Genomic DNA, 25,616 nt, shown 5'->3' with positions numbered 1-25,616 from the left:
CTAATCAAGATGACAAAGTACGCATTAAATTCTTGTAATCCTCGGCAAAATCAGTTTCATCCTGAATTAATTCTTTGACTTTACGGCAGGCATGAATAACGGTGGTATGATCCCGCCCACCAAAATGATCGCCAATTTCAGGCAAGCTGTGATTAGTCAACTCTTTTGCCAAAGCCATGGCCATTTGCCGCGGACGGGCGATAGAACGACTCCGCCTTTTGGATAATAAATCGGCAACTTTAACCTTATAGTATTCTGCAACTGTTTTTTGAATATTCTCAATGGTAACTAATTTATCCTGCAGCGCGAGCAGATCACGTAAAGCCTCATGCACAAAATCAATAGTAATCGGTTTGCCAGTAAAATGAGCATTTGCAATAACGCGACGCAGTGCACCTTCCAATTCACGCACATTGGAACGAATACGTTTGGCAATAAAAAAAGCAACTTCATAGGGAAGTTCAATATTAGATTGCTCTGCCTTGCTAATTAAAATAGCGACTCGCGTTTCAAGTTCTGGAGGTTCTACAGCAACAGTTAATCCCCAGCCAAAACGGGATTTAAGGCGCTCTTCAACCCCTTCAATCTCTTTTGGATAACGATCAGAGGTAAGAATAATTTGCTGCTGTCCTTCCAATAAGGCATTGAAAGTATGAAAAAACTCTTCTTGAGATCGATCTTTGCCAGCAAAGAATTGGATATCATCGATTAACAGCGCATTGAGAGAACGATAAAAACGCTTAAATTCATTAATTGAATTCGTTTGTAATGCCTTGACCATATCAGCTACAAAGCGCTCGGAATGGAGGTAAAGAACCTTGGCTTCAGGATTATTTTTTAAGATAGTATTACCAATGGCATGCATCAAATGAGTTTTACCTAAGCCCACTCCACCATAGATAAATAAAGGGTTATAGGCATCACCTGGACGCTCAGCTACTTGCAAGGAAGCGGCACGAGCTAATTGGTTTGAGTTACCCTCAACAAAACTATCGAAAAGGAACTTCTTATTAAGGTAGCTATTTTTATAATCAGCGGCTTTCTTTGGTATTGCCTTGGCAGTATTGGTCTGTGTTTTTAAAGGTTGAACATCCGCATCAACAGGCTGGGCTACTTTAGTACCAATCTCAATACTAACCATCGAAACAGTATCACCACCAAATTGACTAACCAGTTCTTTGATTCTTGAATAAAAATTCTTCTTTACCCAATCTACTACAAAACGATTAGGGGCAAGCAACACAAGACCATTATCCTGTATTTCCGCTTGTAAGGGACGTAACCAGGTATTGAATTGCTGAACGGGGTATTCCTCTTTTAACAGCCCCAAACACTTCTGCCAAACATTTGCAGACACAAAAACTCCTCAATAGGCTAAAACAATATCACGCAAGCATAATCAAATAAAATATTGCCACTGAATATACCAGAGGAGCAAGGGTAAATACTTGCTCAGGAAATTTAAAAGATTGCCCATATCAAACCGGCAACAAAATGCCAATGAGAATCAGGAACAATATTAAATTTAGGTAAAATCAGATTTACAAGGGCGTCATTATACTAAGCAATGAGTAAAAGAACAGAGTTATCCACAATAACAATAAAATACCAGAATGAAAATATCAAATTGATGAAATCAGGAAATAGCCTGTTCAGTAAAGACAACGACGAAGATAAATAAACGATTTTATAACCCTTGGGATAAACTGGTTAAAAGAGACGTATAAGTTAGGTATAACAAAGTTCTCTTTAAAAAAAAAGATCTTATAAAGAAGTTATCAGTCCGAATAAACAACGCTTATCTACAACAAAAAAATATCGTAACTATTTGTATTTAATCTAAATATAACAAGAATTAACAGATTTTAATGACTATATAAGAATAATAAGGTTTTAAATAAATAACTTTATATTAATTAGCTAACAACCAAAATCTGGTAATTTTTATAAAGTGACACTTTAGATTGACTCTAAAAATCCACACAAAGATGTTAGTAACATTAAAACAAACACTATTAAAATAAGTGGATAACTTGGCTTACAAGAGAAAGACTATTAACTTATGGACACACCATCGAAAGCATATTGAGTGGTTTTTAACAGCAAAAAAATTATATAACTAATTGTATTTAAAATAAAAAATAAAACTTTCAACAGAATTTGCTAACATAAATATAAATAAAAATTCTAAAATATCTTTTTTATTAATTATTAACAGCGCCATTAACAAATAAAAAACGTGCGTTATTCTTCCAACATGGTTTGACAGCCGATGTAAAGTTTTCTATCATTGCCAACCTCAAAAATTAATTAACAACAGGTTCATCATGAAACGCACTTTTCAACCAAGTAATCTGAAGCGCAAACGCGATCATGGTTTTCGTCAACGCATGGCAACCAGAGGCGGTCGCTTGGTACTAAAACGTCGTCGTGCGAAAGGACGTAAGCGTTTATCAGCCTAAGTGCACTGTTTTGACAAAACACGTCGGTTATTAAAAAAAAGCGATTATGACCATGTGTTTGAGCAGGCAAAGAAGATAGTTACCTCAGAGTTCATTATCCTATACCGTGAGAATTCTCTGGGGTACTCTAGGCTTGGGTTAGCGTTATCCAAAAAGATGATACCCAAAGCACATGATAGAAATCGCATCAAACGTTTATTACGTGAAGGATTTCGAACTAATCAGTTACCTGCGATAGATGTAATATTTTTGGCCAAACACGGTGTGGCAAAGGTAGAAAACAAAACAATAATTGCCAAATTAGGTACAATATGGAACAAATTAACCGCTTTATACGCAATCTAATTTGCTTGCCCATTGTGATGTACCAATTTCTATTACGTCCAATCATGAAACCCTGTTGCCGTTATTACCCAAGTTGTTCAGAGTATGCCCTGGCTGCCATTAAACACTTTGGTGTTTTGAAAGGAGGCTGGCTTACCTGCCGACGGCTGCTGAAATGCCATCCTTGGTCAGTTGGTGGCTATGACCCTGTATTACCTAACAAAGAGAAGCCTTGATGGATATACGTCGTGTAGTTTTATATGCAGCGCTAGCGCTGATTGTTTACTCTCTGTGGACTAGTTGGCAGCATGATTATCCGCCAGTCCAGCCCCAACAAATAGTCAGTGAAGAGAACGTCACAGAATCCAAAGAGAGTCAATTGCTACCTAATATAGCGAGCAGTAGTACTAATCAACCGGAAACAAAGGTTATTACTGGATCCGAGGAAACGATAAATGAAAACGCTGCTTCTCAAATAGTTCGGGTTAAAACGGATGTGCTCGATTTACATATTGACACACGCCATGGTGATATTGTTAAGGCGCAATTACTTGACTACCCGGAAAGTCTTGAAGATAAAGATAACCCGATTACTTTGTTACAAAATCGTACCAGTGAACGGTATGTGGCAAATAGCAGTTTGCTGACTGGCTCAGGACAGTCAGTGCAGACTGTTAATCTCAATTTAACTTCTGACAAACAACAATATGAATTAATGCCAGACGCAGAAAAACTCACGGTTGTTCTTAATGGGAAAACACCGGAAGGTTTAGACGTCAAAAAAGAGTTTGTCTTTACCAAGGGAAGTTACCTAATCCAAATCAATTACTTATTGAATAATCAGGGTAAGGAAGCCTGGAGTGGCTATATGAATACTCAACTCTTGCGTAGTTCACCGCAAGAGGATCAATCAAGTATCTTCCATGTTGGATCTTACACTGGTGCTTCTTACTCCAATCCCCAGCACCGTTATCAAAAGGTTACTTTCAAGGATATGACTAAAACCAATCTGGAGACAAAATCTCAAGGTGGTTGGATTGCGATGCAACAGCATTATTTCCTGAGTGCCTGGGTACCGAATGCGATCAGCAACAACTTGTTTTATACACGTGTTGCCAAGCAGGATTACACCATTGGTTCAGTCAGTGAACCAATCCAGGTTGCACCTGGAACAGAGAAAAAAATCGGCTCCAGCCTTTATATCGGTCCTGAAATTACCAGTGTATTGAAAGGGATTGCTCCAGGACTTGATTTGACAGTGGATTACGGTTGGCTTTGGTTTTTGTCCTCCCTATTGTTCTCATTAATGAAAGCCATTCACTCAGTAGTAGGTAATTGGGGATGGTCTATTGTTTTAGTTACCGTATTAATTAAATTAGCCTTCTATCGCTTATCAGCCACCAGTTATAAATCGATGGCGAGTATGCGTAAGTTACAACCTAAATTACAAGCTTTGCGTGAGCGTTATGGTGATGACAAGGCCAAAATGAGCCAGGCAACCATGGAGTTGTACCGTCAGGAAAAAGTTAATCCTTTAGGTGGTTGTTTGCCTATTATTATCCAGATCCCGGTTTTCATTGCCCTTTATTGGGTTTTACTAGAAAGCGTTGAATTACGTCAGGCACCTTTTATTTTCTGGATTAAGGATTTAGCAGTTGCTGATCCATACCATGTATTACCCATAATTATGGGCGCTACCATGTTGATCCAGCAGCGCTTGAATCCCGCGCCGCCCGATCCAATGCAAGCGAAGATAATGATGTTCTTGCCAATCCTCTTTACCGGCCTATTCTGGAATTTCCCAGCCGGTCTGGTTTTGTATTGGATAGTCAACAACGCTTTATCAATCCTGCAACAATGGTATATCACACGTAAGTACAGTGATGATAGGCCAAAGAAAACTCTGGTTTCTGCGAAGTAAATGTCATCGGATACTATCGCAGCAATTGCCACTCCTCCTGGACGCGGGGGAGTGGGTGTTATACGTCTCTCGGGTCCGCAAGCGTATTCCATCGCTTTACAATTGAATGCGAAAAAGACTTTAACTCCCCGTGTCGCAAAATATTGCTCTTTTGTTGATGGACAGGGCAATGTTCTGGATAACGGCTTGGCGATTTACTTTAAAGCGCCTCATTCTTTTACCGGAGAAGATGTGGTGGAGCTGCAAGGACACGGGGCCCCTATTGTTTTGGATTCTCTACTAAAGGAATGCATTAGTCTCGGAGCACGATTAGCCAAACCGGGAGAATTTTCCGAACGGGCCTTTCTGAATGATAAAATGGATTTAACCCAAGCTGAAGCGATTGCCGATCTTATTAATGCCAGTTCACAAACAGCCGCTCGCATGGCCCTGAGATCACTACAAGGTGATTTCTCAAATAAAATCCACGAATTAAACGAAAACATAATTCACTTACGCCTTTTTGTGGAGGCTGCCATAGACTTCCCGGAAGAAGAAATTGATTTTCTCAGCGATGGTAAAGTGGCGGCAATGCTGGCAGATGTTTTAGCATCACTGGTGACTATTCGGAACAGTGCATCGCAAGGTGCCATTATTCGAGAAGGCTTGTCGATTGTCATTGCTGGTCGTCCGAATGCTGGAAAGTCAACGCTTATTAATTGCCTCGCTGGCCGAGATGTGGCGATAGTAACCGATGTGGCTGGTACTACACGTGATGTTATGCGCGAGCATATTTTGCTTGATGATATTCCTTTACATTTGATCGATACAGCAGGTCTACGCGAAAGCGAGGATCTGGTAGAGAAGGAAGGAATTAAGCGGGCCTGGCAGGAAGTAAGTCGTGCCGATTGCTTATTGATGGTAATCGATATTAACCAGACTGATTGTAGCAGTGAGTTAAGTGAAACCATTCGCAATACACTACCACCGGGTGTTCCTGTGATTCAAATTTATAACAAGATTGATTCTGTGGGCCTTACTCCCAAAACCGAAGAGCAAGCTGTCTACCTTTCCGCTAAATCCGGTGCAGGCCTGGAATTGTTAAAAGAGAAAATTAAGAAGGTTGTCGGTTATCAGCCAACGGAGGGTTTATTCTTGGCTCGAAGGCGCCATTTAGATGCCTTAGATAGGGCAAAAGAGTTACTACTCGCTGGACAGCAACAGTTGACTACGCAAAGAGCCGGGGAATTACTTGCTGAAGATTTGCGTCTTGCTCATCAGGCATTGGGGGAAATTACAGGGGAATTTTCTTCCGATGATTTACTTGGTAGAATTTTTTCCAGCTTTTGCATCGGCAAATAACGTTAATATTTGTTGCAGGGATTATAATTCAGCATAAACAGCTCCTCCCTATCTCTGAAAAAATCTTTGTTAATCAAATTGTTAATAACAGGCAAACACCCTTAGTGCTATTCAGTATGCAATATGAAAAAAATAAATACAAAATTGTTTGCTTTGCGGATCACACTAATGCTAAGTTTGTATTTTTAACTTATTGCACATTTTTTTGATGGATTAGATTATGGTTTCCTATTCAGCTCAATACCAATTTTTTGCTCGCGACAAACATGGCTTTTTGACATCGGATATTGATAGTACCGCGGATGCTCGCCGATGGGCTGAAGGCGGTCCAGATGACAAACGCCGCTACAAATTCCTGGCAGATAATAAAACATTCATTGAGCAAGAATTTAACCAATTATATGCCGCCCTTAAAAAGGGGGCGATAGCTAATGATGGTGCTGGAAAGAAATTCTGGCTTTACTGTTATAGCTGCAGCATTATGCTGAAAAATTATTATGAAATTCATGACGGAGAAGGGAAACCCAATGCAAAAAAATTCGCAGATTTTGCTGAAGTAATAAGAAAGCGTTGTGAGAATGTAGAAGACGCTAAAATTGGTCCTAAGGATGAAGGGTTTTTAAAGAAACTGGGTGAAGACATTGGAGCCAGTTTAAAAGAGATGAAAGCGACTCCGTTCAGTATTTCAAAAATCGTCAGTAATGTTGGTTTTGCTAATGTAAGCCGTATTTACTGGACTTTCTGCCGACTAACCATGAAAAATTCTCTATTCCTGGCTCGTGAACTTCAATGGATAGAAAAACTGGGCAATATCCTGGGCAAAGAGATTGATGTTGAAGCTATTGTTCATACTTGGGAAAAACCCAATCATATCTTTCGCGCTTTGAGTGTGGGCTTTTTCGTCGGCCGTATGATTCTCAATATGGGAATTGCGCTTAAACATGCGATTGCCCCAACATCAACTGATGAAGAGGCGTTAACTACCTGGCGGCGATTCACAGATGAACTTTATGATCGTCGACTAACTTATCTAAACGATATAGTTTGGGCGACCGTTAACGGCCTTACTAATTATAACGACTATTTTGGTATTTCTAATCCTGTAGCTGGTTGGGCAACAGCAGCATTCCTGCTCTTTGACGTCAGTCTGCTTTTATACCGTCGTGAACTTGCTAAAGGTGCTTATTTGACTAAAAGAGCACAATATGAAGAAGAATGCATCTACCATGAGCAATTCCCTGATCAACAAGAGCATGCAGTGGCATTGAAAATATTACGGGAACAAATCAAACAACTTGATAACAGTTGGGAAATAGAAAGTTCCACTTATTTGTTTAATGCCACGGGCGCTTTATTGTTATTGATGGGCTTTTCAGCTTCCATGTTACTGACACCGGCTGCCTTGATCGCCGGTTCCTATTTGGTATGCACTCTTGGGGTAGCAATTTACTTATCTGACGGGGCTTATAGTAACTATAAGGAAAAAAGCGTCGCCCTTCGTACAGCAGAGTTAGAAAACGCAGGCTCAAAAACAATTGGATTGGCTCAGTGGGAACAGAAAACGGCGAGCGATAATTTTTATTTTACATTAGGTAAAAATGCGGTGATGCCTGCTTTGTTTATGACTACAATGGCGATCTCCTTGCCCGCTGCTTTAGTAATGACAGCGACTTACATGGTATACAGCTTGGGAAGCTCTTATCATAAACATAATCAGGATAAAGCGACAGAGCTTAGCATCAACTCTCTGGACGATACTCCGCGAACATTTTCCTTTGTATAAAAATCCATCTCCTACAGCCTACTAGACTAATAGTAGGCTGCCTATCTTCGGAAACCCTACTCCAGATTGAATTGCTCCCAGGCTACGGTGCTCGAAATCTAATGTGCTTTACGTTTCATTTCTTGCACTTCTCTCTGTAGCGAGTCTCCTAAAAAGCCTGATCGATAGATTGCTGTTAATAGTCGTTCGGATACATCGCATTAATTGCAGCAATGTCTTTATCGCTTAAATAATTTCTTTGGCCTATCTCGATTCCATCCATTAAGGGTTCAATCGTTCTTTTGCCGTTCTTTGAAAAAGCATAGGCCCCATAATGCATGATTGACTGGTAATCATAACTACCAAAATCTTCACCATCGGTTAAATGCTGGTCAAAATTAAATTTATGATCCTCTTCAATATTTTCCCAAAGGATGCGAATAAATTCTGCACGATCGGCACGGGATTGCTCATGCCATAAGCCGAGAGCATGGCCAATTTCATGCACTGTATTCATGGCAGTACAACGGGGTGACAAGTTAATTTCCTGCCGTCCACCTTGCTTTCCTACATAAGAGGAACAGGTTGTGCCTTCCGCAGGAACAAAAACAACATAATCACGATAGATATGGCGATTTTTACTTGTTAATTCCACCAATTTGATATTGGTTTTTTCTTGCCAGTGGGCAATGGCCTGCAAAACAGCTAATTTATTTTTGAACGGTAAATCTTCTGCAATTTCGTAAGGAATAATACCGTCCGGCCATCTACTGCCACCAATTTTATGTCTTATTACAGCACGAAATCGCCGTAAATCAGTAATTTTGGCAACAAGGATATCTCCTTCAACAACAGCAAAACCATTAATTTGTTCGTAAATGATTGAGCGACTGCCGACGAGAGGATCTGCAACAACAACTCGACCTAAAGTAATTGCAGAACTAAGCGAACAAGATAATAACAAAGGTAAAAAACAAATTTTAGGCAATTTTGGCATGATTAATATCCTTATTAACACAACCATACTCACATTCTATACAGATCAAAATTGATTTTTAAGTAGCTGATACTTTATCAATTAAAACAGATCAAGCTGTTCTACATAGAATGCACGTTGTGTCTTACGGTATGTAAAAAATAATCTTTATGCTTGTAAAATATGAATTCATCTGCAGCATAAATCAGCTATGGTAAAGGTTTTCAATAGCATCATCTGCCATTTTCTAACATATCTAGCCCCTTTTTATAGAGTTCATTTTTCGAGATTTTTGTTAATAAACTCGCAATTTTTACTGCCTGTTTTAAAGGAAGTTCCTCAAGTAAAATAGCTAAAATTTCTTCTCCTTCTGTATCGGCTGTCGCTGTAGGTTTTGCAGGAAGAATAAGGACAAATTCACCCTTTGAGTGGTTATTGTCCATCAGTAACCAATCCTTTATTTCCTGAACCGTCCCTCTAATAAAGCGCTCGAAAACTTTAGTTAATTCTTTGGCTAGTACCATTTCATAATGTTGACCATAAACTTGCATAATATCATTAATACAATCAACAATTCGATGTGTAGATTCATAAAAAATTAAGGTATGTTCTGAATTTTGTAGCCCATTAAGTTTATTTTTTCTTGCAACCGATTTAGCTGGAAGAAAACCAGCAAAGGTGAAGCTATCGCAAGGAACACCAGCAGCACAAAGTGCCGTTATCAAGGCACAGGCTCCCGGAACCGGAACAACTGGAATTTCTTTTTCCTGTGCGAGCCGTACGAGTGGAAAGCCTGGGTCACTGATTAATGGCGTCCCGGCATCACTAATTAGGGCAAACGATTTTCCTTGCTGCAGAGCACTGAGAATCTGTTCACTTTTGTCATTTTCATTGTGTGCATGTAATGAAAGCAAGGGTTTATGAATCCCCAAGACATTCAGTAATTGCTGAGAATGCCGTGTATCTTCGGCCAGTATGGTATCAACCGATCTTAAAACATCCAAGGCACGCAAACTAATGTCATCGCGATTACCGATCGGCGTGGCAACAACATAAAGAGTGCCAACAATAGTTGCTGAACTTTTTACCATAGTTTATCCTATTCCGTTCCAGCGCTTCGGACGTACCTCCATGTTACCAAATTCATTAGTATTAAAAGTAGTATCGTTAATCGTTTCAGTCATTTTGCTTTCTCAATGCACAAAAGTTGCTGAAAATCAAAATACTCCTCCGCGCCCTAACAAGCAATCTGCCATTCCTTATACTATGCCTGCAAGTGCATACCTCGCTTTGGCAAAAAATCAGGGCGGTGATGAGCAACAAAATCTTCTGCTCATGGCTGCCGGCCGGTTTATCTACGATGGCCAGTGGCGAGAAGGTATAAAAACGTTAGCTCAAACCAATAATTTATCACCCGAACAGACTAGCGAAAAAAATATTTTACTCGCCAAAACAGATTTGATTCGTGAACAGCCGAAAGCTGCTGTCGCCAGGCTATCAGGCGTGCGTGAAATTAACAGTTTGCCGTCTTTTTATCAAGTTCAATTTCATGAAATCCTGGCTAACGCTTATGAGTCTGTAGGGAATGCCAGTGAATCGGTTATTGAACGCATTAAATTGGAACGCCTATTAACTGATGAGGTTGCCCAGGCTAATAACCGTCGGATTTTATGGCTTACTTTGACCAAATTACCTGTTGCTGAACTGAATACCCTGGCAATCGAAGCACAAGAAGGGTCTGATTTGCAGGGATGGATGGAGTTAGCACTTATCCCACGCCAGAATTCTGCAAACGCTGAGGCTACTTATGCCCGTGTTGAACAATGGCAACAGCGATATTCTGGGCATCCTGCGAATGGTATTTTGCCCTCCCCTTTGTCTGCCGTTAAGCCCTATTTGCATCGAACACCGCGTCAAATGGCTCTCTTACTCCCGCTAACCGGGCCTCTGGCTGGACCAGGCAATGCTATTCGTGATGGTTTTGTCAGCGCAGCGGAAAGTAATCCTGCTTCAGGAGCGAAAATTCGGTTATACGATACGGCGGCAGGAAATGTTTCTGATTTATATCAGCAGGCAGTAGCAGATGGTGCCGATTATGTTGTTGGTCCTCTAAGTAAAACAGATGTTGCCAGTGTTGCAGCCATGGATCATCCTGTTCCGACACTTTTGCTGAATGATATGGAAACAGGAACTAATACAAATGCTTATCGCTTCGGGCTGTCACCTTCTAACGAGGCAAGGCAGGTTGCAGTCAAGGCGCGCAAAAGAGGGTTAAGACGTGCCTTAATCATTGCTCCAAAAGGGAGTTGGGGCGACGAAATTGTTGCTGCATTTTCGTCTCAGTGGCGCTCGAGTGATGGGATCATCTCTGATCAATTGAGATATGCCAATAATGAGGATTTGAATATTGCTGTACGGGATATTCTTCATATCTCTGATAGCCAGGCACGGGAAAAGAAACTTAAACAACTATTGGGCAGTAATATTCAATCAGTTCCTGCACGACGACAAGATTTTGATATGATTTTTATGCTTGCTTACCCTTCAAAAGCACGACAAATCATGCCTCTTTTAAAATATTATTTTGCTGGTGATGTCCCGGTTTACGCTACTTCCACCGTATATAGTGGAAGTTTGAACATCATGAAAGATAAAGATTTGAATGGCATCATTTTCTGTGACATGCCTTGGGTCTTTGCTCATCAGTTGGGGAATAAGAACTGGCCTGAACAACTTAACAGTTATAATCGTTTATATGCTTTAGGTATGGATAGTTATGCCCTGGCTAATCAACTGAATCAGCTATTACTCTTCCCAGCGATGGGTGTTAATGATAAAAGTGGTGCTCTTTATCTGAATCGGGCACAGCAGGTTGCAAGAATTCCTGCCTGGGGACAGTTTAGAAATGGTGTAGCAGTGGCGATGGCCGACTAATACAGACGTATAGGTAAGACAATGTCGCAAAGGATTGGGTATATCGAAGAACAGCAGGCACGGATGCATCTTGCTGCTCAGGGATTGAAATGGGTAGCGAGTAACTATCGATGCCGCTGGGGCGAAATAGATTTAATAATGCGAGAAGGTGCTTATCTTGTTTTTATCGAAGTGCGTGCCCGTACCTCACTTACATTTGGAGGTGCTGCAGCCAGCGTGACTTACAGCAAACAGCAAAAACTTTTAAAAACGGCTACCCATTATTTACTTACAAATAAAATTAATGAAACACAACCCACACGTTTTGATGTACTGACTTTAGATGGCAAGCCTGCAAAAATTGAGTGGATAAAAAATGCTTTTGGTTTGGGCTTTTAGAATAATACAAATTACTTGGGAAACTAAAGATGACACAGATGGAAGACAGAGTTAGGCAACTCTTTGGTATTAGCATCGAAGGGAAAATAGCTGTTGCTGATACTATGTCTGCACTCATAGCCAAGGCAGGGTTACGCTTGGTTAACTGCCTTCTTAACGATGGGAAAATATTGTTGTGTGGCAATGGCGGCTCAGCTGCAAATTGTTTGCATTTTTCTGCTGCCATGCTTAATCATTTCGAAGTAGAACGCCCTCCTTTACCTGTGATTGCATTAAGTACAGATATGGCCTCGCTAACATCAGTTTCCAATGATCATCATTATGATCAGATTTTTGCTCGCCAGATCCATGCATTAGGACAAGAAAAAGATGTCTTACTCGCGCTTTCAACGTCAGGTAATTCGGATAGTATTTTGCATGCTGTCAATGCAGCAAATGATCGTGGGATGGATACGATTGCGTTAAGCGGGCGAGATGGTGGTGTTCTTGCTAATCATCTGGGGCCTGAAGATATCGAACTAAGAGTGCAGGCTGATAGTGCAGCACGTATTCGTGAAACACATTTATTCATCTTGCATTGTTTTTGTGATTTGATAGATCAATCATTGTTTGGTCAAATGTTGGGGTAAGTTATGAAGATTCGCTCAATAATTTTTTTACTCGTTAGTTCATTGCTGACAGGCTGCGTCGCAGCAGTGGTAGCCGGTGCTGCCGCTGGTCTTGTTGTTTATGATCGCCGCAGCGTTGTTACATTAGAAAGTGATGCCCGTATTTTTCATAAGGTTCATACTGCTATAGTTACTGATCCTCGTTTTCGTGATTCACGCATTCTGGTAAGCAGCTTTAATCGTGTTGTATTGCTTGTTGGTCAAACACCAACAGCCTCACTAAGAGTGGTAGCGGAAAAAATCGCGCAAAATACACCGAATGTGAGAAGAGTCTACGATGAGATTTCGGTCGATTATCCCTTGCCTATAAGCCAACGAACAAAAGACACATGGATAACTAGTCAGGTACGTAGCTTAATGTTAACCAAAAAAGGGTTGGAATCTGGCTCCATTCGTGTTGTGACCGAAAATGCTGTTGTTTACTTAATGGGAATTGCTACACGTGAGCAAGCCAATTTGGCGGTCAATGTTGCCAGACAGGTACAAGGTGTTCGTAAAGTGGTTAAAGTCTTCCAATATATTGTCTAGGAACTATGAGAAAACAGGGATGTTTTGTTGTCATTTTTTTAGGCTGCAGTCTTTTGACTGGTTGTCTTGGTGGCGTATGGACCGGGGCTACTTTAGTGTATGACCGCCATAATGTTTATAAAAAACTCAGTGACTATGAGCTTTCCGCAGAAGCTCATCGGGTCTTGTACGGCGATAAAGTTTTTAAAGCAGAGGGTTGCGCAATCGACTTGGCCGTTTTCAATGGAGATATTCTGTTGGCAGGTCATGTCCCCAGCCTGGAACTGCGTGAGACGGCGATTAAACGGATATCGGCTCTATCGGGTTATCGTCGTTTGTTTAACCAAATGGATATTAGCCAACAACCAGGTAACACCTTAGAGGATAGCTGGATTACAACTAAAATTCGCAGTCAGATTTTTGCTGACTCAGCGATTGATCCCAATGCGTTTAAGGTAATTACTTCTGATCGTATTGTTTACCTGATGGGAGATGTGAGGCCAGCTCAAGCTGCTGTTGTCATCAATATAGCCAGGAATACTGCCGGGGTCGAGCGAGTCGTTAAATTACTCAAATACTACAATTTAAGCGTCCAGCCTGTAAAAGATGCCTAATCTGCATTAAAAGAGTGTGGCCTGAGTAGACTCAAGCCACCGTGCGCAGTTCCAAACCAGGAAGTGGCTAACCTGGAGGATACCATTACTTTATCAATGGATGCGACCTTTATCCAGTCGTTTACGAATTTTTCTTAATTTAAAAGCACGCAACAATCCCGTCGAGGAATTTGCTTCGTCTTCTTTGCTATGTCCGTTCATTAGTTGTACAGGGTGAGATTTACAATGTTTTCGATAGGGGTTATGGTTTTTATCATGTTTGTGGTGAAGTCCATCACCGTACCGATTGAGCATTTTTTCCCGCATACTGGCAGCGGTGCGTTGTTGCTTTTCTGACATATCATAATTCCTTACTTCGAGGTAAACACTGCAGGTGACAATAATAAGTGCACCTATTATAAAATATAAGCAATATACGCCTAATATTCCAGCGCAGAACGCCGTTAGGTCGATTACAGATTGGTTGCGCCAAAAAAAAACACCTGGATTTAAAATAATTAATAAGATTAATAAAAATTCAATTTCGAAAGTAATTGATTTAGCAAAAAAAACAGCAAATAGAGACGAAACTTGCTGCTGACGTTGCTTATCCAGCTTGATTACTTTATAATTTGCGCGTTGAAAGATGGGTGAAAATGTGAAAGATAGGCGGAGCGTACGAGGCGTGATAGGCTTGATGGGAGCTCAGCTGGCTACCAGTGTAATAATAGCATTGGTTTTTCTGCTGACTTTCGGAACAAAAGAGGCGCTATCCGCAATATTAGGAGGACTGGTAGCAGTCATACCTTCTATATTGTTCGCAAGGAAACTGTTTCGCTACCAGGGCGCCAGAGCGGCTCGACAAATAGTCAAAAGCTTCTATATAGGTGAAGCATTGAAAATTGTGTCGTCTGTTATCCTGTTTACGCTGGTGTTTGTACTGTTTAAAGTAGCCCCTCTTGCGTTTTTTTTCACTTACATTATGGTGTTGATGAACCATTGGTTCGCACCACTGATTTTTGCTAACAAACAAAATAGGCCAGAAAGTGACTGAAATGGTATCAAGCACCCAATATATCAAACATCATTTAACGTATCTCACCTTTAACCTCAAAACGATGAGTTTTGGTTCGGGTGGTTTTTGGACGGTCAACCTTGATACACTGTTTTTCTCAGTTGTATCAGGTATTTTTATCCTGACGTTGCTGTACATTGGCGCACGCAGGGTAACGACAGGTGTACCAGGCAAGCTACAGAATTTTGCTGAATTAATGCTGGAGTTTGCTGATAATCAGGTTAAAGACTGTTTCCACGGAAAGAATAAATTAATCGGGCCCCTGGCTCTGACCATTTTTGTTTGGGTTTTCCTGATGAATTTTATGGATATTGTTCCAGTTGATGTGCTGCCTATTCTGGCTCAATCAGTTGGTATTCACTATCTAAAGGTCGTACCTACGAATGATCTGAATCTAACTTTTGCCATGTCGATATCAGTTTTCATGCTTATTATTTTCTATAGTGTGAAAATCAAGGGTGTCAAAGGGTTCGCAAAAGAATTAGCCTTACAGCCTTTCAATCATCCCGCATTTATTCCTTTCAACTTATTGTTGGAATTGGTGGGATTGATTGCTAAACCGATTTCGCTTGCACTGCGTCTATTCGGAAACTTATATGCTGGTGAATTGATCTTTATTCTGATAGCCTTGCTAACCTTGAATGCAACTGTATCCTCATTGGCTGGAACAGTTACTTTGGGCGTGGCACAGTTTTTATTAGCTTTGGCCTGGTCAATATTCCACATTTTGGTGATCACGTTGCAAGCGTTTATTTTTATGGTACTGACTATCGTTTATCTAAGTCTGGCCCATGAAGACCATTAATCATTTTTTAATTTAAACAATTGTCCATTAAGGGGATTTATATGCAAGCTGCAAGTTTGATAGCACAAGTTCAAGGTATGACTGTTATCGCAGTCGCCCTGCTGATAGGTTTAGGTGCGTTAGGTACCGCGATTGGGTTTGGTTTACTGGGTGGAAAATTCCTTGAAGGTTCTGCACGCCAACCTGAAATGGTTCCTATGTTACAAGTAAAAATGTTTATTGTTGCAGGCTTACTTGATGCGGTAACAATGATTGGTGTGGGTATTGCGTTGTTCTTCACTTTCGCTAACCCTTTCCTCAGCAATTTAGGTTCTTGATAACACTAAATGGGGGCGGTTTTACGCCCCAAATGCTACAGGAGAAATTACCTTGGATATAAATTTGACCTTGATTGTTCAAATGTTGGTTTTTGTCGCGTTTGTCTGGTTTACCATGAAATTTGTTTGGCCACCTTTGGCTAAAGCAATGGAAGAGCGCCAAGACAAAATCGCTGACGGCTTATCCTCTGCAGAGCGTGGCCGTAAAGAATTGGAACTGGCCCAACATCGTGTCCGTGATGAATTAAAACAAGCCAAATCACAAGCTTCAGAAATTATTGAAAAAGCAAATCATCGTGCTGCTCAACTCATTGAAGAAGCTAAAGAAGAAGCGAAACTGGAAGCACAGAAGCAAGCCAAAATTGCTCATGAGCAACTACTGCAAGAGATCAATCGTGCGAAAGAGAACTTGCGCAAGCAGGTAGCTCAGTTGGCAGTAGCTGGTGCTGAAAAGATTCTTATGCGTGAAATCGATAAACAAGCGAATAGCGCGTTATTGGATAACCTGATTAAAGAGATTTAACATGGCAGATACCACAACGATCGCTAGACCTTACGCAAAAGCAATTTTTGAGCACGCGCTGGCTGTCAAAAAACTTAGCCAATGGTCTGAAATACTGCATAGTTTGGCAATATCAGTGTTGGATGATAAAGCCACGCAATTTATTACCAATCCTGCAGTAACAGAAAAACAGCAGACAGAACTATTAATGATTCCTTTTGCAAAAGCTAGCGATAAAGAAGCAACAGCAATAGAAAGTCTGATAGCATTGTTGGCTTATAATAAGCGCTTGATGCTATTGCCTGATATTAAAGTGTTGTTTGAGGTATTGCGTGCCGAGCAAGAAAAAACGCTGGTAGTTAAAGTTCATAGCTTTTCAGAACTTTCAACTGAGCAACAACAGCATTTAATCAGTTCACTTAGCCAACGGCTACAACGCCAGGTCACGCTTGATGTCAATGTTGACCAATCACTGCTGGGCGGTGCGGTTATTCAAGCTGGCGATTTAATTATTGATGGCTCGGTGCGAGGCAAATTAAGTAAGCTTATCACCGATTTAGCCGCCTAGAGAGAGGATAGATTTCATGACAGAACAAGTAGCGTTAAACCCATCTGAAATCAGTGAATTAATCAGAAAGAAGATTGAAGAATTCAACGTTGTTTCCGAAGCGCGAAATGTAGGAACCATTGTTAGCCTGAAGGATGGTATTGTTCGCCTTCACGGCCTTGCCGACGTTATGCAAGGGGAAATGATTGAATTCCCTGGGGGAGTCTATGGCCTGGCACTAAACTTGGAGCGCGACTCAGTCGGTGCGGTAATCCTCGGGGATTACTCAAGCCTGTCTGAAGGCCAAAAAGGAAAGTGTACTGGTCGTATTCTTGAGGTTCCTGTAGGTAAAAATCTCCTTGGACGTGTCGTCGATGCACTTGGTAATCCAATTGACGGTAAAGGACCTATTGAAGCCGCCAAGATGTCTCCCATTGAAAAAGTGGCTCCTGGTGTAATTGCTCGTCAATCAGTTGATCAGCCAGTACAAACCGGCTTGAAAGCAGTTGACGCGATGATTCCAGTCGGACGTGGTCAGCGTGAATTGATTATTGGTGACCGCCAAACTGGAAAAACAGCTATCGCTATTGATGCGATCATTAACCAGAAGGGTACTGGAGTAAAATGTATCTATGTAGCCGTTGGCCAAAAGGCGTCTTCAGTAGCAGCCATTGTGCGCAAGCTGGAAGAACATGGCGCTATGGAACATACCATTGTAGTCGTTGCCGGTGCTTCTGATTCGGCTGCCCTCCAGTTTATTGCTCCTTACGCCGGTTGCACCATGGGTGAATATTTCATGGAGCGCGGTGAGGATGCTCTGATTGTTTATGACGATTTAACCAAACAGGCATGGGCATACCGACAAATATCGTTATTACTCCGTCGCCCACCAGGTCGCGAAGCGTATCCTGGGGATATTTTCTATCTGCATTCACGTTTACTCGAGCGCGCAGCAAGAATCAACGCGAAGGAAGTCGAGAAATTGACCAATGGTGAGGTGAAAGACAAAACGGGTTCACTGACCGCGTTGCCAATTATTGAAACGCAAGCAGGTGACGTATCGGCCTTCGTACCAACCAACGTAATTTCGATTACAGACGGACAGATTTTCCTTGATGTCGATCTATTCAACTCTGGCGTCCGTCCTGCAATCAATTCCGGTTTATCTGTATCCCGGGTTGGTGGTGCAGCACAGACCAAAATCATGAAAAAGCTGGGTGGTGGTACGCGTTTGGCCCTTGCCCAATTCCGTGAGTTGGAGGCCTTCTCACAATTTGCTTCTGATTTGGATGATGCAACACGTAAGCAACTGGAGCGTGGACAACGTATTACTGAGTTGATGAAGCAAAAGCAATACTCACCCCACTCCGTAGCTGAAATGGCTGTGTCCCTTTTTGCCGTAGAGAAAGGCTATCTGGATGATGTTCCAGTTACCGAGGTTAACGCATTTGAATCAGCATTACATGGCTTTATGCAGGCTTCACATGCGGCACTTTTGCACAAGATCAATGAATCTGGTGCTTATGATGGTGATATTGAATCCCAATTAAAGGCAGCTGTCGAAGACTTCAAACGCACTGGTAGCTGGTAAATTCACTAGCCACCTTTGTCAGGCAGAGGTGGCTTAATTGATTACGCAGGTTTTTTTAGCAAAAAATCTGTTAATTAAAGGCGAAGCAAGATATGGCTGGAGCGAAAGAGATCCGTACAAAAATTGCGAGTATTAAAAACACGCAAAAAATAACTCGCGCGATGGAAATGGTTGCCGCAAGTAAAATGCGCAAAACGCAAGATAGAATGCGAGCATCCAAGCCCTATGCAAACAAAATATATAAAGTTGTTAGACATCTGGCTCGCGCGACATCTGAATATAGACATCCATTTATGACCGTGCGTGACATTAAGCGTATTGGTGTCATTGTCGTAACTACGGATAGAGGCTTGTGTGGTGGTTTGAATGCTAATTTACTGCGCGAAACAATACGCCACATGCGCCAGTGGCAGCATGAAGGCAAAGAAATCGATGTTTGCGTTATTGGCAGGAAAGGGCAAGCATTTTTCAAACGGGTTGGTGGAAATATTATCGCTTCTGTTGATCAACTGGGTGATAAACCCAGCGTAAAGGATTTGATTGGCGTGGTAAAAGTCATGCTGGACGCCTTTGATAAGGGTGAAATAGATGCGTTGCACATTGCGTATAATGAATTTGTTAATACCATGACGCAAAAACCGACCATTAAACAGCTTTTACCCTTACCTGCTTCTGAAGAAGATAGTAAAGAGCTTGGCCATCATTGGGATTATATTTACGAACCCGATGCCAAAGAATTATTAGACGCTTTGTTGGAGCGCTATATCGAGTTGCAGGTTTATCAGGCTGTTGTGGAAAATATTGCCTGTGAGCAAGCTGCAAAAATGATTGCAATGAAGAGTGCAACTGATAATGCAGGTGAGTTAATCAAAGAATTTCAATTAGCGTATAACAAAGCTCGACAAGCTGCTATTACTCAGGAATTGGCAGAAATTGTCGGTGGTGCGGACGCTTTATAAGAGGGCATATGATGAGTTTAGGAACTGTAGTTGAAGTTATTGGCGCGGTTGTCGACGTTGAGTTTCCTCGTGATAACGTTCCCAAAGTTAACGATGCGTTAAAACTCGTTGAAGGGGATCTGGTATTTGAGGTGCAACAGCAATTGGGTGACGGTGTTGTTCGTACTATTGCAATGGGTACCACTGATGGTTTGAAACGTGGAATTCAGGCTAGAAATACTGGCGAACCAATTCAAGTACCTGTTGGTAAGAAAACCCTGGGTCGTATTATGGATGTACTGGGACGTCCGGTCGATGAAGCTGGTCCTATCGATGCTGATGAGCATTGGGCAATTCATCGTAAGGCACCAAGCTACGAAGAACAAGCTGGTAGTCAGGAATTGCTGGAAACCGGTATCAAAGTTATTGACTTGTTATGTCCTTTTGCCAAGGGTGGTAAAGTGGGCTTGTTCGGTGGTGCCGGTGTGGGTAAAACCGTTAACATGATGGAGTTGATTCGTAACATCGCCATTGAACACAGTGGTTATTCCGTATTTGCCGGTGTGGGCGAGCGTACTCGTGAAGGGAACGACTTCTATCATGAGATGAAAGATTCTAACGTTCTGGATAAAGTATCATTGGTTTACGGACAAATGAATGAGCCACCAGGAAACCGATTACGCGTAGCCTTGACTGGTTTGACCATGGCGGAAAAATTCCGTGATGAAGGACGTGATGTACTCCTGTTTATCGATAACATTTATCGTTATACGCTTGCCGGGGTTGAAGTATCTGCATTACTTGGCCGGATGCCATCTGCAGTGGGTTACCAACCAACACTGGCAGAGGAAATGGGTATGCTGCAAGAGCGTATTACCTCCACCAAGACAGGCTCTATTACCTCCATTCAAGCTGTCTATGTTCCTGCGGATGACTTGACCGACCCTTCACCTGCAACCACCTTCGCGCATTTAGATGCGACAGTCGTTTTGTCCCGTCAAATCGCTGAGCTGGGAATTTATCCAGCCGTAGATCCATTGGATTCTACTTCACGTCAATTGGATCCATTGATTGTTGGTCAAGAGCATTATGATACGGCTCGTCGGGTTCAACAAACATTGCAGCGTTATAAGGAACTGAAAGATATTATTGCTATTTTAGGTATGGATGAGTTGTCTGAAGAAGACAAGCGTGTGGTTTCCCGTGCCCGTAAAATTCAGCGTTTCCTTTCCCAACCGTTTTTCGTTGCTGAAGTATTCACTGGTTCTCCTGGTAAATATGTATCACTAAAAGATACTATCAAAGGATTCCAAGGTATTCTGGCTGGTGAGTATGATGATTTGCCTGAACAGGCATTCTACATGGTTGGTAGCATCGAGGAAGCTGTTGCTAAAGCGAAAACCCTATGAGGCAAACAAACATGGCAAGAACAACGCACTTGGATATCGTTAGTGCTGAGCAAGAAATTTTTTCGGGTGTTGTCGAAATGGTTATCGCCACAGGCGAATTGGGTGAGATCGGAATTGTTCCTGGTCACGCCCCTTTATTAACCGTGCTTAAACCCGGAGAAATTCGTGTTACACACCAAGGTGGTGCACAGGAAATCTATTATGTTTCTGGTGGTATGCTCGAAGTTCAGCCTCATTATGTAACCGTGCTGGCTGATACAGTCGAGCGTGCGGAAGAAATTGATGAAGCTGCTGCACTGGCTGCAAAAGCACGCGCAGAAGAGGCAATTACTCATAAAGGTGCGGAGCTGGATTATTCAAGAGCAGCAGCAGAATTAGCTCGTGCAGTTGCACAGATTCGTGCAATCCAAAAACTACGCAAGAAAACTAAATAAGGTTTTATTCAGATTTTTTTGCCAGTCCCAGGTAAGAAGCCCATGAGATTGAGTCAAAGCAAAACTAACTTCGCTGGAGGTTAGTTTTGCTTGGCTGATTGGCTACCATTTTAAATTGATCTACTAATTTTCCTGGACGCTTAGAGCTACAGGTTTTTTTATTTGTTTACAAAAAGTTATTCTTTTAATTCACAAGGTTATCCACAGGTTCGACGTAGCCTAGAAGAAAATATTTGATTTAAATCTTATTTAAATCAATAAGTTATATGTTTTGTCATGATTTCACAAAAATTTTATTAACAGGTTATTCATTTGTTTAGTTCGCGCTAATGATGATTAATTGTTAAAATAGCTTTTCTTATTAACCCTATTTGCACTACGATGATAGTTATTAGCAAATTGAAGTATAAAATCCCAGTGTTATGAACGATGCCATAGAACGTAAACCACTTACTGAATTTACTGAAAAAGCCTATCTTGATTATTCCATGTACGTTATTCTCGATAGAGCCCTACCCCATATTGCTGATGGTCTAAAACCAGTACAGCGACGTATTGTCTATGCAATGTCGGAATTGGGTTTGAAAGCCAGTGCAAAGCATAAAAAATCAGCACGTACCGTGGGGGATGTCCTCGGTAAATTCCATCCTCATGGCGACTCAGCCTGCTATGAAGCAATGGTATTGATGGCTCAACCTTTCTCTTATCGTTATCCTTTTGTTGATGGGCAAGGTAACTGGGGTTCTGCAGATGATCCGAAATCTTTTGCTGCAATGCGATACACCGAAGCCCGTTTGTCAGCATACGCTGACTTGCTTTTAGCGGAGTTGCAGCAGGGAACCGTCGATTGGATTGATAATTTTGACGGCACTCTACAAGAGCCTTCGTTATTGCCGGCCAGATTACCCAATGTACTGCTCAATGGTGCAACAGGAATTGCGGTCGGTATGTCTTCTGATATCCTGCCTCATAACCTTACAGAAGTTGCTAATGCCTGCATTCACTTACTTGATAATCCCAATGCAGATTTAACTGCTGTGTGTAACCACATTAAAGGTCCTGATTTTCCAACAGAAGCAGAAATTATTACACCCAGCCATGTAATTCGTACTATTTACGAGACAGGTGGGGGATCAATAAAAATGCGGGCGATTTATCGTCTGGAAAAACATGATATCGTGATTACAGCCTTACCCTACCAGGTTTCTGGCGCAAAAGTAATAGAACAGATAGCTGCACAAATGCAGCAAAAGAAACTGCCCATGGTTGAGGATTTGCGCGATGAATCCGATCACGAACATCCAACTCGTCTTGTTATCGTACCGAAATCAAATCGAGTGGATGTCGAAGGTTTAATGTCACATTTGTTCGCTACGACCGATTTGGAGCGCAGTTACCGCATTAATTTCAATATGATTGGTTTGGATGGCAAGCCGCGTGTTAAAGGGCTACTAACCATTTTACAAGAATGGTTAACTTATCGTCTGACAACCGTTAAGAGACGTCTGCAGTTTCGCCTCGATAAAGTACTTGAACGGATCCATATCCTGGAAGGCTTGCTGATAGCCTATCTGAATATTGATGAGGTGATTGCCATTATTCGAGAACATGACAATCCTAAACAAGAGCTTATTGCACGGTTTAAATTAAGTGAAAGGCAAGCAGAAGCTATTCTGGAGATGAAGTTACGACATCTTGCCAAGCTGGAGGAAATCAAATTACGTGCAGAATTGGATGACTTGAATAATGAACGTGATTCCTTGCAGACAATTTTAGCCAATGAAAAGCGGTTAAAAGCCCTGGTGAAAGATGAAATTACTGCTGATCGTAATCAATTCGGGGATGCCAGACGAGCGCCATTGGTTGAGCGTCAGGATTCTCAAGCGTTGAAAGAAGAAGATATTCTTCCTAATGAACCCATCACGGTAGTGCTTTCACAAAAAGGATGGATTCGGGCCGCGAAAGGCTATGATATTGATGGCCGTGAATTAAGTTACAAAGCGGGCGATGAATTCAAAGCGCAAACGAATGCCAGATCTAACCAGCAAGTTGTGTTTTTTGATAGTGAAGGTAAGGTTTATACTTTGCCCGGCCATGTTTTACCCTCTGCACGCGGCCAAGGAGAACCCTTAACCGGTAAGTTAAACCCCAGTGATGGGATGCATTTTGAAGCGCTTATTAGTGGTGAGGCAGAGGATTGGGTATTATTAGCCAGTGATGCTGGATATGGTTTTGTTACCCAATTGAAAGAGCTCTATGTTAAAAATCGCAACGGAAAAGCCTGTATTAAATTGCCTGAAAACAGCCGGGTATTACCACCACGCTTATTTGTAGCGAAAGAATCGCAATTTATCGCCTGCGTTACCAATGCAGGACGGTTACTTGTGTTTTCAGCAAGTGAGTTACCGGAACTTTCCAGAGGCAAAGGGAATAAATTGATTAATATCCCCTCTGCCAAGGCACAACAACGCGAAGAGTTTGTCATCGATCTGCAAATATTATCTGCTGATGATTCCTTAACCGTGTATGCCGGTAAACGTCATTTTACCCTGAAAGCGACTGATCTTGGCCATTACCAGGGTGAGCGAGGCCGTCGTGGTAATCGCTTGCCGCGTGGTTTGCAAAATGTGACGGCCATGCAGGTATCTGGTAATACCACCGGTGCGTAAGCTTCTATGAAATTATCGGCTCGCACGCTCCATTTTATTTTGAATTGCTGGCCGCCCTTTTGGGGGGCTGGAATCAAAGTAGAGAAAATTGCTAAGGATTTTTCTTTTGCTCAAGTCTCTCTGGCTTTCCGTTGGTACAATAAAAATTACATGCGTACTCAATTTGGTGGCAGTTTGTATTCAATGACAGATCCTTTTTTTGCTCTCCTGTTGATCCACCGTTTAGGACCTGATTACGTTGTGTGGGATAAAGAAGGAGAAATTAACTATATCAAGCCAGGAAAAGGCCGCGTTTATGCTGATTTCACTCTGGATAATGAACAGCTGGATGCCATAAAACAGGCTCTGAGTGAAAATAATGGTAAAACATTACCCATTTTCCATACTCAGATTTATGATGAAAGCAAACAGATCATTGCGACGGTCAAAAAAACGCTTTATGTGAAGCGTATTCAGAAAAATAAGGTCGATTGAAGAAATCCAGGCCTTCTTATCTTAGAGTGCCTTTTGTAATAAGACAGTCAACGCGCTCTTAAGCTTGGTGTCTAAATCAGTTATTGGTAGCGTAGCAAGTGCAGCATGGCGGTAGAGTTCATTTGCAAAGCAATTTTTCAAAGCCTTTAAATGCCTGCTAATAGTATTGAAATCGCCACGTGCCAAGGGACCGGTAAGTGCATTTTTTATCTCGCTTGCTTGTTGCACATTATTAAGGCTGCTAGTCATCAAATTTACGATCATTTGTTGAGCCGGCTTGGCCTCAATACCTGCTTCTTGCAGTAAATCAGCGGCAGTTGCTGCCAAAGTTACCAGATAATTAGAGGCAATGACTGCAGCCGCATGATAGATAGCCTTGCCATCCGCTTTAATGGGAATAATCCTTGCCCCCAATGTTGTGAATAGCGGGGTAAGTAATTCAACCGCCAGTTCATCACCTTCAATAACACAATCGCAATGCATAAAGGCACGTTGATCCAGATTCCCTTCGCTAAATGCTTTTAATGGATGGAGACTGGCAATATGACAGCCACGGGTTTTTAGCGGCATTAATTCAGCAGAACTCAAAACACCACTGCAGTGCACAATAAAGCAATCTGTCGGTACTTGTTCCTTCAATTGCTCGGCAATGGAGTAAATAAGATCATCGGGTGTAGTAATAAAAGTTAAATTCACTTTAGGCAGATCAGCTAACTGGGTAACTGCAAAGCCTGAACCGATTTGCTGGATTGCTTGTTCAGCGCTGTCGAGGGTGGTGTTGCAAACTGCGGCAAGCTGTGCCAAACCGGAGTTAGTCAGAGCTAAGGCAATATTTTTTCCTAAGCGACCAGCGCCAATAACATTAAACTGCATAACAACGTTTCTCACTAATCAAATCTATTTCCAAGCTTTGTCAAAGAAAGAGTTAAGATGAAGGTTTTTTATTCTTTTTGCAAGTATTGATGCTTGTGTTGGCAAGCTAGATAGAA

Annotated in this window: 27 protein-coding genes; 22 read left to right on the top strand and 5 right to left on the bottom strand. The window is 41.7% G+C overall.

The features are described from left to right. Positions 1-4: 4 nt before the first annotated feature. Entirely contained in the window at positions 5-1,357 is a 1,353-nt protein-coding gene (gene dnaA / locus Lfee_RS09105; protein WP_058445998.1) for a chromosomal replication initiator protein DnaA, read from the bottom strand. Between the two features lie 970 nt (positions 1,358-2,327). Between dnaA and rpmH the strand changes: the two genes are divergently transcribed. The 6 genes from rpmH to Lfee_RS09075 all read left to right on the top strand — a co-directional run bounded on the left by rpmH (position 2,328) and on the right by Lfee_RS09075 (position 7,831). Continuing rightward, the gene (gene rpmH, locus Lfee_RS09100; protein WP_019215662.1) at positions 2,328-2,462 is read left to right on the top strand and encodes a 50S ribosomal protein L34; all 135 of its coding nucleotides are present in this window, start codon (positions 2,328-2,330) and stop codon (positions 2,460-2,462) included. Further along, on the top strand, positions 2,463-2,807 hold the full coding sequence (rnpA, locus tag Lfee_RS09095; RefSeq protein ID WP_058445995.1) for a ribonuclease P protein component: 345 nt from the start codon (positions 2,463-2,465) through the stop codon (positions 2,805-2,807). Then, entirely contained in the window at positions 2,774-3,022 is a 249-nt protein-coding gene (yidD, locus tag Lfee_RS09090) for a membrane protein insertion efficiency factor YidD (protein ID WP_082646613.1), read from the top strand. Before rnpA ends, yidD begins: the two co-directional genes overlap by 34 nt. After that, complete coding sequence (gene yidC, locus Lfee_RS09085) at positions 3,022-4,707, top strand: membrane protein insertase YidC (RefSeq protein WP_058445993.1); 1,686 nt, start codon at positions 3,022-3,024, stop codon at positions 4,705-4,707. The genes yidD and yidC overlap by 1 nt, the downstream gene beginning before the upstream one ends. Continuing rightward, positions 4,708-6,048, top strand: coding sequence for a tRNA uridine-5-carboxymethylaminomethyl(34) synthesis GTPase MnmE (mnmE, locus tag Lfee_RS09080; protein WP_058445992.1), 1,341 nt, complete (start codon positions 4,708-4,710; stop codon positions 6,046-6,048). It begins immediately after the preceding gene. A 220-nt stretch (positions 6,049-6,268) separates the two neighbouring features. After that, a complete protein-coding gene (locus Lfee_RS09075) occupies positions 6,269-7,831 on the top strand; it encodes a hypothetical protein (RefSeq protein WP_058445990.1) in 1,563 nt (520 codons plus the stop codon). Positions 7,832-8,006: 175 nt separating this feature from the next. On the opposite strand, the gene legP is transcribed toward Lfee_RS09075, so the two are convergent. Both legP and rsmI read right to left on the bottom strand, forming a co-directional pair. Then, the gene (gene legP / locus Lfee_RS09070) at positions 8,007-8,807 is read right to left on the bottom strand and encodes a Dot/Icm T4SS effector Zinc-dependent metalloprotease LegP (protein WP_058445987.1); all 801 of its coding nucleotides are present in this window, start codon (positions 8,805-8,807) and stop codon (positions 8,007-8,009) included. A gap of 212 nt (positions 8,808-9,019) precedes the next feature. Further along, entirely contained in the window at positions 9,020-9,877 is an 858-nt protein-coding gene (rsmI, locus tag Lfee_RS09065) for a 16S rRNA (cytidine(1402)-2'-O)-methyltransferase (protein WP_058445985.1), read from the bottom strand. A 40-nt stretch (positions 9,878-9,917) separates the two neighbouring features. Here rsmI and Lfee_RS09060 point away from each other — a divergent pair, with 40 nt between their 5' ends. Genes Lfee_RS09060 through Lfee_RS09040 form a run of 5 tightly spaced genes read left to right on the top strand, consistent with a single transcriptional unit; the run spans position 9,918 to position 13,887 of the window. Beyond that, positions 9,918-11,720, top strand: coding sequence for a penicillin-binding protein activator (locus Lfee_RS09060; RefSeq protein ID WP_058445983.1), 1,803 nt, complete (start codon positions 9,918-9,920; stop codon positions 11,718-11,720). A 21-nt stretch (positions 11,721-11,741) separates the two neighbouring features. Next, on the top strand, positions 11,742-12,098 hold the full coding sequence (locus Lfee_RS09055; RefSeq protein ID WP_058445981.1) for a YraN family protein: 357 nt from the start codon (positions 11,742-11,744) through the stop codon (positions 12,096-12,098). A 29-nt stretch (positions 12,099-12,127) separates the two neighbouring features. After that, complete coding sequence (locus tag Lfee_RS09050) at positions 12,128-12,727, top strand: D-sedoheptulose-7-phosphate isomerase (RefSeq protein WP_058445979.1); 600 nt, start codon at positions 12,128-12,130, stop codon at positions 12,725-12,727. A gap of 3 nt (positions 12,728-12,730) precedes the next feature. Further along, entirely contained in the window at positions 12,731-13,294 is a 564-nt protein-coding gene (locus Lfee_RS09045; RefSeq protein ID WP_058445978.1) for a BON domain-containing protein, read from the top strand. Between the two features lie 5 nt (positions 13,295-13,299). Further along, entirely contained in the window at positions 13,300-13,887 is a 588-nt protein-coding gene (locus tag Lfee_RS09040) for a BON domain-containing protein (protein ID WP_058445976.1), read from the top strand. A 93-nt stretch (positions 13,888-13,980) separates the two neighbouring features. Here Lfee_RS09040 and Lfee_RS09035 read toward each other — a convergent pair whose 3' ends face one another. Next, on the bottom strand, positions 13,981-14,226 hold the full coding sequence (locus Lfee_RS09035) for a hypothetical protein (RefSeq protein ID WP_058445975.1): 246 nt from the start codon (positions 14,224-14,226) through the stop codon (positions 13,981-13,983). 298 nt (positions 14,227-14,524) lie between these two features. Between Lfee_RS09035 and Lfee_RS09030 the strand changes: the two genes are divergently transcribed. The 11 genes from Lfee_RS09030 (at position 14,525) to Lfee_RS08980 (ending at position 24,627) form a co-directional block, all read left to right on the top strand. Beyond that, entirely contained in the window at positions 14,525-14,920 is a 396-nt protein-coding gene (locus Lfee_RS09030; protein ID WP_175055124.1) for an ATP synthase subunit I, read from the top strand. Between the two features lies 1 nt (position 14,921). Continuing rightward, positions 14,922-15,746 carry a F0F1 ATP synthase subunit A gene (gene atpB / locus Lfee_RS09025; RefSeq protein WP_082646612.1) on the top strand — a complete coding sequence of 275 codons (825 nt, stop codon included), beginning with the start codon at positions 14,922-14,924 and terminating at the stop codon, positions 15,744-15,746. 41 nt (positions 15,747-15,787) lie between these two features. Then, positions 15,788-16,063 carry a F0F1 ATP synthase subunit C gene (gene atpE / locus Lfee_RS09020; RefSeq protein ID WP_058445973.1) on the top strand — a complete coding sequence of 92 codons (276 nt, stop codon included), beginning with the start codon at positions 15,788-15,790 and terminating at the stop codon, positions 16,061-16,063. Positions 16,064-16,115: 52 nt separating this feature from the next. After that, entirely contained in the window at positions 16,116-16,586 is a 471-nt protein-coding gene (locus Lfee_RS09015) for a F0F1 ATP synthase subunit B (RefSeq protein WP_058445972.1), read from the top strand. Between the two features lies 1 nt (position 16,587). Then, positions 16,588-17,133 carry a F0F1 ATP synthase subunit delta gene (locus tag Lfee_RS09010; RefSeq protein ID WP_058445971.1) on the top strand — a complete coding sequence of 182 codons (546 nt, stop codon included), beginning with the start codon at positions 16,588-16,590 and terminating at the stop codon, positions 17,131-17,133. Positions 17,134-17,149: 16 nt separating this feature from the next. Beyond that, positions 17,150-18,703 (top strand): F0F1 ATP synthase subunit alpha, encoded by a 1,554-nt coding sequence (gene atpA, locus Lfee_RS09005; RefSeq protein WP_058445970.1) that lies wholly within the window; start codon positions 17,150-17,152, stop codon positions 18,701-18,703. A 92-nt stretch (positions 18,704-18,795) separates the two neighbouring features. Continuing rightward, positions 18,796-19,662 carry a F0F1 ATP synthase subunit gamma gene (gene atpG, locus Lfee_RS09000; RefSeq protein ID WP_058445968.1) on the top strand — a complete coding sequence of 289 codons (867 nt, stop codon included), beginning with the start codon at positions 18,796-18,798 and terminating at the stop codon, positions 19,660-19,662. 11 nt (positions 19,663-19,673) lie between these two features. Next, entirely contained in the window at positions 19,674-21,050 is a 1,377-nt protein-coding gene (atpD, locus tag Lfee_RS08995; protein WP_058446307.1) for a F0F1 ATP synthase subunit beta, read from the top strand. Positions 21,051-21,061: 11 nt separating this feature from the next. Continuing rightward, positions 21,062-21,484: a F0F1 ATP synthase subunit epsilon gene (locus Lfee_RS08990; protein WP_058446305.1), complete on the top strand. Its 423-nt coding sequence runs from the start codon at positions 21,062-21,064 to the stop codon at positions 21,482-21,484. Positions 21,485-21,906: 422 nt separating this feature from the next. Next, positions 21,907-24,153: a DNA topoisomerase IV subunit A gene (gene parC / locus Lfee_RS08985; RefSeq protein WP_058445966.1), complete on the top strand. Its 2,247-nt coding sequence runs from the start codon at positions 21,907-21,909 to the stop codon at positions 24,151-24,153. 6 nt (positions 24,154-24,159) lie between these two features. Then, complete coding sequence (locus Lfee_RS08980; protein ID WP_058445964.1) at positions 24,160-24,627, top strand: DUF4442 domain-containing protein; 468 nt, start codon at positions 24,160-24,162, stop codon at positions 24,625-24,627. Positions 24,628-24,648: 21 nt separating this feature from the next. Here Lfee_RS08980 and Lfee_RS08975 read toward each other — a convergent pair whose 3' ends face one another. Further along, positions 24,649-25,500 (bottom strand): Rossmann-like and DUF2520 domain-containing protein, encoded by an 852-nt coding sequence (locus tag Lfee_RS08975; protein ID WP_058445961.1) that lies wholly within the window; start codon positions 25,498-25,500, stop codon positions 24,649-24,651. Between the last annotated feature and the right edge of the window lie 116 nt (positions 25,501-25,616).

Origin of the sequence: Legionella feeleii (assembly GCF_001467625.1) — a bacterium.
Taxonomy (GTDB): Bacteria; Pseudomonadota; Gammaproteobacteria; order Legionellales; family Legionellaceae; genus Tatlockia; species Tatlockia feeleii.
Note: the sequence above shows the minus strand (reverse complement) of the source record. Positions and strands in the feature narration are given on the sequence as shown.

What these genes read in the sequence shown, in the direction of transcription:
- yidD (WP_082646613.1), top strand. Translation starts at nt 2,774, where the DNA reads ATGGAACAAATTAACCGCTTTATACGCAATCTAATTTGCTTGCCCATT.
- Lfee_RS08975 (WP_058445961.1), bottom strand. Translation starts at nt 25,500, where the DNA reads ATGCAGTTTAATGTTATTGGCGCTGGTCGCTTAGGAAAAAATATTGCC.
- atpA (WP_058445970.1), top strand. Translation starts at nt 17,150, where the DNA reads ATGACAGAACAAGTAGCGTTAAACCCATCTGAAATCAGTGAATTAATC.
- atpG (WP_058445968.1), top strand. Translation starts at nt 18,796, where the DNA reads ATGGCTGGAGCGAAAGAGATCCGTACAAAAATTGCGAGTATTAAAAAC.
- Lfee_RS09040 (WP_058445976.1), top strand. Translation starts at nt 13,300, where the DNA reads ATGAGAAAACAGGGATGTTTTGTTGTCATTTTTTTAGGCTGCAGTCTT.
- mnmE (WP_058445992.1), top strand. Translation starts at nt 4,708, where the DNA reads ATGTCATCGGATACTATCGCAGCAATTGCCACTCCTCCTGGACGCGGG.
- Lfee_RS09010 (WP_058445971.1), top strand. Translation starts at nt 16,588, where the DNA reads ATGGCAGATACCACAACGATCGCTAGACCTTACGCAAAAGCAATTTTT.
- rsmI (WP_058445985.1), bottom strand. Translation starts at nt 9,877, where the DNA reads ATGGTAAAAAGTTCAGCAACTATTGTTGGCACTCTTTATGTTGTTGCC.
- parC (WP_058445966.1), top strand. Translation starts at nt 21,907, where the DNA reads ATGAACGATGCCATAGAACGTAAACCACTTACTGAATTTACTGAAAAA.
- Lfee_RS09075 (WP_058445990.1), top strand. Translation starts at nt 6,269, where the DNA reads ATGGTTTCCTATTCAGCTCAATACCAATTTTTTGCTCGCGACAAACAT.
- rpmH (WP_019215662.1), top strand. Translation starts at nt 2,328, where the DNA reads ATGAAACGCACTTTTCAACCAAGTAATCTGAAGCGCAAACGCGATCAT.
- atpB (WP_082646612.1), top strand. Translation starts at nt 14,922, where the DNA reads ATGGTATCAAGCACCCAATATATCAAACATCATTTAACGTATCTCACC.
- yidC (WP_058445993.1), top strand. Translation starts at nt 3,022, where the DNA reads ATGGATATACGTCGTGTAGTTTTATATGCAGCGCTAGCGCTGATTGTT.
- Lfee_RS09050 (WP_058445979.1), top strand. Translation starts at nt 12,128, where the DNA reads ATGACACAGATGGAAGACAGAGTTAGGCAACTCTTTGGTATTAGCATC.
- atpD (WP_058446307.1), top strand. Translation starts at nt 19,674, where the DNA reads ATGAGTTTAGGAACTGTAGTTGAAGTTATTGGCGCGGTTGTCGACGTT.
- Lfee_RS08990 (WP_058446305.1), top strand. Translation starts at nt 21,062, where the DNA reads ATGGCAAGAACAACGCACTTGGATATCGTTAGTGCTGAGCAAGAAATT.
- Lfee_RS09060 (WP_058445983.1), top strand. Translation starts at nt 9,918, where the DNA reads ATGTTACCAAATTCATTAGTATTAAAAGTAGTATCGTTAATCGTTTCA.
- Lfee_RS09055 (WP_058445981.1), top strand. Translation starts at nt 11,742, where the DNA reads ATGTCGCAAAGGATTGGGTATATCGAAGAACAGCAGGCACGGATGCAT.
- Lfee_RS09035 (WP_058445975.1), bottom strand. Translation starts at nt 14,226, where the DNA reads ATGTCAGAAAAGCAACAACGCACCGCTGCCAGTATGCGGGAAAAAATG.
- legP (WP_058445987.1), bottom strand. Translation starts at nt 8,807, where the DNA reads ATGCCAAAATTGCCTAAAATTTGTTTTTTACCTTTGTTATTATCTTGT.
- Lfee_RS08980 (WP_058445964.1), top strand. Translation starts at nt 24,160, where the DNA reads ATGAAATTATCGGCTCGCACGCTCCATTTTATTTTGAATTGCTGGCCG.
- Lfee_RS09045 (WP_058445978.1), top strand. Translation starts at nt 12,731, where the DNA reads ATGAAGATTCGCTCAATAATTTTTTTACTCGTTAGTTCATTGCTGACA.
- atpE (WP_058445973.1), top strand. Translation starts at nt 15,788, where the DNA reads ATGCAAGCTGCAAGTTTGATAGCACAAGTTCAAGGTATGACTGTTATC.